The following is a 6,675-nucleotide window of genomic DNA, read 5'->3' as shown; positions in this document are numbered from 1 at the left end:
TTCACGGTGCTGGTGCCGGATCCGCGTTACGTCGTCATCCCGCCGGCGACGAGCATTCCCACGCGGGTCACGGAGCTGCTGATCAAAGGCCCCGGTGACACGGTGCGCGACACGCTCAAGAGCGCGCTCGGCCCGGACACCGACGTCTTCTCGGAGACGAAGGAGGCCGACGACGGGGCGCTCGAGGTCAATCTCACCAGGGTGGGCAAGGACCTGACACCCGAGAAGAGCAAGCAGATCGTGGCGCAGGTCGTGAAGTCGTACTCCGGCGTCACCACGTCGCGCGTGCGCGTTCTCGTCGACGGCCAGCAGATCCTGCAGGACCAGCGCGACTACCGGCCGTCCGACGTGTCGGCGACCGCGGGCGAGGCGTTGCTGGCGCTGAACGCGAACCTCCAGGGAATGCTCGTGGTGGACGGGTCGATCCGCTCGCTCACCGACGGCAACCCGATCAAGGGCCCCGCGGGCGCCGGCACGTACGGCGCGGTGAGCGCGGCCCAGTCGCTCGACGGCTCACGTCTGGCCGTGGTGTCCCGGTCGGGCGGCGGAATGCGGTTGCGCGTGGGGGAACTCGAGCAGGAACTGTCCGAAGTGGACCTCCGCGCGACCACGCTTTCGCGACCGACCTGGCTGCTCTCCAGCGGACCGAAGGAACCGGGCTCCGAGGTCTGGACAGCGCACGACGGCACGTCCGTCGCCCGCGTCACCCGTTCCGACAACGGCAGCTGGACGGCCAAGGGCGTCAACATCACCGACATCACGCCGTTCGGTCCGATCAGCGAACTGCGCCTCTCGCGTGACGGCACCCGCGCGGCCCTGGTGATCGCCGGGAAGCTCTACGTCGCGTCCGTGGTGCGCAACGACCAGGACGTGGCGCTGCGCGCACCCCGGCAGCTGCAGCCCTCCACGCTGGGGGCGGCCGTGCAGTCGATCGACTGGCTCTCCCAGGACGTGCTGGTCGTTTCCTCCTCACTGCCCTCGTTGCCGGTCACCAGGGTCTACACGGACGGGTACAAGGTCGACCGCTACAGCCAGTCGAACCTCACCGTGCCGGTGGGTTCGGTGGCGGCGGCGCCCGCGCGTCAGGTGCAGGTGATCGACTCCTCGGGGCTGTGGTCGGCGTCGGACATCACCGACGTGTGGCGGTCGAGCGGAATCCGGGTTTCGTCGGGCTCGCTGGTCTTCTACCCGGGCTGATCGGGCCGGGCTGAGGTCAGCCCGCGCTCGCCTACTGCCCAGGCCGATGAGGCCGGGCCGACGTCAGCACGAGCACGGCGTGAGTGCGTAACCCGGCACCGCGCAACGCCCGGATGCACGCCGACGCCGTAGCGCCCGTGGTGATCACGTCGTCCAGCAACACGGTGGTGCCCGGCGGAGGTCTGCCGCAAACCTCGACCCGGCCCTCGAGGTTCCGCCGACGCGCCCCGGCGCTCAGGCCCACGGAATCGGCCACACCGGATGCGAACCGAAGCACCGGCGCGACGGACGCGATTTCGGCGGCCCGCGCGATTCTCAGCATGTGGTCGCCGCCGCGGCTCCGGGCGGCGCTTCGGCGTGAGGGTGCGGTGATGAGCGTCCAGGGCGGCGGGCCGATCGTGATCAGTGCCGCTGCGACGAAGGCGCCGAACCACGCCGCCAGCGCTCGTGCGCCGCGTTCCTTGAAGCCGAGCACGAGTTCCCTTGCCACACCGTGATAGGCGGCCAGCGTCCACACAGGCGGCCCCACACCGGGAACCTGGAGTCGTGCCGGCGGCCCGAAGCAGTCGAAGCACGTGGCACAGCAGGCGGAGCCGCGGCGGCCGCAGCCGGCGCAGGTGGCGGGCAGGAGCAGGTCGAGTGCGGTCATGACATCAGGATGGCGGCGGGGTCTGACAAGAAATCGCGGTCGACGGGTCTTTCGGCCCCGCCCACAAGGGTGAAGTTCCTGTTGCGTTGTCGATCACCGCAACGTCCATCCCGGACGTGCAACCCCAGGTCGGCGCGAGTTCTGTGACCACGTCCCAAGATCCGGTAACTCGTTTCGACCCGTTTGTCCCAGCGTCTGTTGAGGGGACGTTTCAGAACTGAGGCGTCCACACGTTGGACACCCTGACGCGAGTCGCGCCGGGCACCAGCCGCACACCCCCAGAGGACCGGACCGCGGCTCGGAGCGCCAGGTCCCGGTTAACGTTTATTCACATGCGGATCTGACCAGCGCTTATTCATTGGAATGCCCACACGGACGGCGCTGATGGTGATCAACGGACTTGTCCGTCAATGGGCGAAATCTGCCGTTCAGCCGGGCGTGACTGGGTCGTGATCGGTCATCGGCACCGATCAGTTCTGTTGCAAGAAGTGCCGTCCGGTGCCGCTTCGCGCATCGGAATCGATCTCTTCGAGGTTTCGGGAACATGACGCGCGGGTCGCCCGTTGGCTGGGTATGAGGCCGCGACTGGACCCGTTCGACGCAGTGAGGCTGCCGTCGAGTGCCGGTCATGGTCTGCGCCGTACGGGTGAGCGAGGTGCCGGTGAGCTGGGTTGGTGGCACGCTCGGGACACGACTCGCAACGCGCTGTCGTCGCGCTGCGTAGTCACCAAAAAATCTGCGCGTTCCCCCGGCAAGGGGGCTTACGCGACGGTGAATCCCAAGCTAACGTGCACCGCTATCAGCGTTCCCGGCCCGCGGGGAGGAGGCGAACAGCCCATGACCCTGGCGCCGTGAGACACGCCGAGGACGACCCTCTGCGACACATCCGCGATCCAAGATCGCCACGGCGCCTGAAATCAGTCCAGCCATAGCTCGCAGCAAAGCGAGGGAGGTCGTGTATGGACATCGTCGTTAAGGGCCGCAACGTCGAGGTGCCCGATCACTACAGGGTTCACGTCGCCGAAAAGCTGGCCCGGCTTGAGCGCTACGACCGCAAGGTCATCCGCTTCGACGTGGAGCTTTTCCACGAGCCGAACCGCCGACAGTCGAAGAACTGCCAGCGGGTCGAAATCACCGGCAAGGGACGTGGACCCGTGGTCCGTTCCGAAGCCTGCGCGGGTGACTTCTACGCCGCGCTCGATTCTGCGGTCGCGAAGCTCGAGAACCGTCTGCGTCGGTCGCACGACCGCAGGCGAGTCCACCACGGGGCCCGCGCCCCGATCTCGGTGGCGGAAGCGACAAGCGGACTGGGAGACATCCCCTCCGCAGGCGAGAGCATGACGTCGCGCCGCGCGAAGACCGCGGTGCTCGACGCACCCGAGGCCGACTACGAGGGCATGGCGGAAGTGCCCGCGCAGCGTTGGGACGACGGCCTCGACGACAAGTTGCCCGGACGCGTCGTACGCGAAAAGGAGCACGCCGCCAAACCGATGACCGTCGACCAGGCCCTCTACGAGATGGAACTGGTCGGACACGACTTCTACCTGTTCGCCGACACCGACAGCGGGCGCCCGAGCGTCGTCTATCGCCGGAAGGGATTCGACTACGGCGTGATCAGGCTGGCCTGACGCGGTAACCCCAGTTCCTTCAACCGCCGCCGCCCCGCACCCCTCGCGTGCGGGGCGGCGGCGTGCGTCTACCGCCTCCCGGCCGATTCGGCGCCCGAATGTTCACCGTGAAGGTGAATTCGGCCGGACCAGGAACCTTTGCGCGGTCCTCATGCGTTCTCCACACCAGTAGCCGAGGTGGGGGCACCGGCGGCAGGCGGCCTGCGGAAGATCGCAGAAACGGCACCTGACCTGCGCATACCAGGTCAGTGGTACCAATCGGCCTGTGTCTGTGCACACATCTTGGCGACTTGCCTACGATGGGCAGGGGAAAGGCGTCCGACGTGGGCGCGCCGCGATACAGGTGATGAGGTCTATCCAGATGGTGCTGTCCCGACTGCTCCGCTCCGGCGAGGGCAAGATGCTCAAGCGCCTCCGCAACATCGCACAGCACATCAACCACCTCGAAGACGATGTGGTCGACCTCTCCGACGCCGAGCTGCGCGCCAAAACCGAGGAGTTCAAGGAGCGCTTCGCCGGTGGCGAGTCGCTCGACGAGCTGCTGCCGGAGGCGTTCGCCGTCGCCCGCGAGGCCGCGAGGCGGACCCTGGGTCAGCGCCCCTACGACGTGCAGATGATGGGCGGCGCCGCGCTGCACCTCGGCCAGATCGCCGAGATGCGCACCGGTGAGGGCAAGACGCTGACCTCGGTCATGCCCGTGTATCTCAACGCCATCGCAGGCAAGGGCGTCCACGTCATCACCACGAACGACTACCTGGCCAAGCGCGACGCGGACTGGATGGGCCGCGTGCACCGCTTCCTCGGCCTCTCCGTCGGCGCGATCCTTTCCGAGATGACGCCCGAGCAGCGCCGCGCGGCGTACAACTCGGACATCACCTACGGCACGAACAACGAGTTCGGCTTCGACTACCTGCGCGACAACATGGCGTGGAGCCTGGACGAGTTGGTGCAGCGCGGCCACTACTTCGCGATCGTCGACGAGGTCGACTCGATCCTCATCGACGAGGCCCGCACGCCGCTGATCATCTCCGGCCCCGCCGAGCAGTCGGCGCGGTGGTACACGGAGTTCGCGCGGCTCGTCCCGCGCATGCGCGGCATCGACGTCACGCAGCTCTCGCAGAAGGAACGCATCGAGGTCATCGAGGAGAAGTCGAAGTCGTACCACTACCAGTACGACGAGAAGAAGCGCACTGTCGCCGTCACCGAGCTCGGTGTGGAGTACATCGAGGACCAGCTCGGCATCGACAACCTGTACGAGGCCGCGAACACGCCGTTGGTGGGCTACCTGAACAACGCCCTCAAGGCGAAGGAGCTCTACAACCGCGACAAGGACTACATCCTCCGCAACGGTGAAGTCATGATCGTCGACGAGTTCACGGGTCGTGTGCTCGCCGGTCGTCGCTACAACGAGGGCATGCACCAGGCCATCGAGGCCAAGGAGAACGTGGAGATCAAGGCGGAGAACCAGACTCTCGCCACGATCACCCTGCAGAACTACTTCCGTCTCTACGAGAAGCTCGGCGGCATGACCGGTACCGCCGAGACCGAGGCGGCCGAGTTCCACCAGACCTACAAGCTGGGCGTCGTCCCGATCCCGACGAACCGCCCGCCGCAGCGCACCGACCAGCCCGACCTCGTCTACAAGAGCGAGGAGGCGAAGTTCGACGCCGTCGCCGACGACATCGCCGAGAAGCACGAGAAGGGCCAGCCGGTCCTGATCGGCACGACGAGCGTCGAGCGCTCGGAGTACCTGTCGAAGCTGCTGGTGCGCAAGGGCATCCCGCACGAGGTGCTGAACGCGAAGCACCACGACCGCGAGGCGCTGATCATCGCGAAGGCCGGCCGCAAGGGTGCCGTCACGGTCGCCACGAACATGGCCGGTCGCGGTACGGACATCGTGCTGGGCGGCAACCCCGACATCATCGCCGACCACGAGCTGCGCGACCGCGGCCTCGACCCGGTGGAGACGCCGGAGGAGTACGAGGCCGAGTGGGCCAAGGTCGTCGAGGAGCTCACGACCCTGGGCAAGGCCGAGGCGGACGAGGTTCGCGAGGCCGGTGGCCTCTACGTGCTCGGCACCGAGCGCCACGAGTCGCGCCGCATCGACAACCAGCTCCGCGGTCGTACCGGCCGTCAGGGCGACCCCGGTGAGTCGCGCTTCTACCTGTCTCTGCAGGACGAGCTGATGCGCCGCTTCAACGCGTCCATGGTCGAGATGGTGATGACGCGCCTGAACGTGCCGGACGACGTGCCGATCGAGCACAAGATGGTCACCCGCGCCATCCGCAGCGCGCAGACCCAGGTCGAGCAGCAGAACTTCGAGATCCGCAAGAACGTCCTCAAGTACGACGAGGTCATGAACCGCCAGCGCACGGTGATCTACGCGGAGCGGCGCCGCGTCCTCGCGGGCGAAGACCTGAAGGAACAGGTCGAGCACATGATCCAGAGCGTCGTCGAGGAGTACGTCAACGGCGCCACCGCCGACGGCTACGCCGAGGACTGGGACCTCGACAAGCTCTGGACCGCGCTCAAGACCCTCTACCCGGTGTCGCTGGACTCGAAGGAGCTCCTCGAGTCCGATGAGGACGTCACGCGCGAGTACCTGCGTGATCTTCTCGTCGAGGACGCGTTGCAGGCCTACCGCGACCGCGAGGCCGACATCGACAGCCGCGTCGGCGAAGGTGCGACCCGTGAGCTGGAGCGTCGCGTCCTGCTGTCCGTCCTGGACCGCAAATGGCGCGAGCACCTGTACGAAATGGACTACTTGAAGGAGGGCATCGGCCTGCGCGCCATGGCGCAGCGCGATCCCCTCATCGAGTACCAGCGCGAGGGCTTCGAGATGTTCAACGCGATGCTCGACGCGTTGAGGGAGGAAACCGTCGGGTTCCTCTTCAACCTCCAGGTCGAAGCCGCTGAACCGGAGCCGGCCGAGCCCGAGGTCCCCGTGACCCTGAGCGCGGCCCCGCAGGCCCTCCCGCAGACGCAGGGCGGTGCCCGTGCCCGCGCTCGCGCCGCGGCCGCCGCTCAGCAGCAGGCCCAGCAGCAGGCTCAGGCCCCCGCCGGACCGGCGATGGCCCAGTTGGCCAGTGGCAACGCCATCCCGCCCGCTCTGCGCGGCAAGGGCCTCGGCGGTCCCGGTCAGCAGAGCCTGACCTACAGCGGCCCGACCGAGGACGGCGGCGTCGACCAGCACGGCGAGTC

General features: G+C 67.5%; 3 protein-coding genes and 1 pseudogene. 3 read left to right on the top strand and 1 reads right to left on the bottom strand.

Annotated elements, in window-relative coordinates; all coding sequences use genetic code 11:
* A partial coding sequence (locus FXN61_RS46110; RefSeq protein WP_223165872.1) for an LpqB family beta-propeller domain-containing protein occupies positions 1-1,197 on the top strand: 1,197 nt, incomplete at its 5' end.
* A 31-nt stretch (positions 1,198-1,228) separates the two neighbouring features.
* Here FXN61_RS46110 and FXN61_RS46105 read toward each other — a convergent pair.
* The gene (locus FXN61_RS46105) at positions 1,229-1,846 is read right to left on the bottom strand and encodes a ComF family protein (protein ID WP_167980134.1); all 618 of its coding nucleotides are present in this window, start codon (positions 1,844-1,846) and stop codon (positions 1,229-1,231) included.
* 959 nt (positions 1,847-2,805) lie between these two features.
* On the opposite strand from FXN61_RS46105, the gene hpf reads away from it, so the two are divergent.
* Positions 2,806-3,474: a ribosome hibernation-promoting factor, HPF/YfiA family gene (hpf, locus tag FXN61_RS46100; RefSeq protein WP_167980133.1), complete on the top strand. Its 669-nt coding sequence runs from the start codon at positions 2,806-2,808 to the stop codon at positions 3,472-3,474.
* 361 nt (positions 3,475-3,835) lie between these two features.
* Positions 3,836-6,406 (top strand): annotated as a pseudogene (gene secA, locus FXN61_RS46095) (preprotein translocase subunit SecA); the annotation flags it as partial.
* Positions 6,407-6,675: the final 269 nt, after the last annotated feature.

The sequence above is a fragment of the Lentzea indica genome (genome assembly GCF_012184385.1).
GTDB lineage: Bacteria > Actinomycetota > Actinomycetes > Mycobacteriales > Pseudonocardiaceae > Lentzea > Lentzea indica.
This window is presented reverse-complemented; position numbering and strand designations above follow the sequence as displayed.

Bases quoted from the DNA above. Each gene is read 5' to 3' on its own strand.
- FXN61_RS46105 (WP_167980134.1), bottom strand. From the start codon at position 1,846: ATGACCGCACTCGACCTGCTCCTGCCCGCCACCTGCGCCGGCTGCGGC.
- hpf (WP_167980133.1), top strand. From the start codon at position 2,806: ATGGACATCGTCGTTAAGGGCCGCAACGTCGAGGTGCCCGATCACTAC.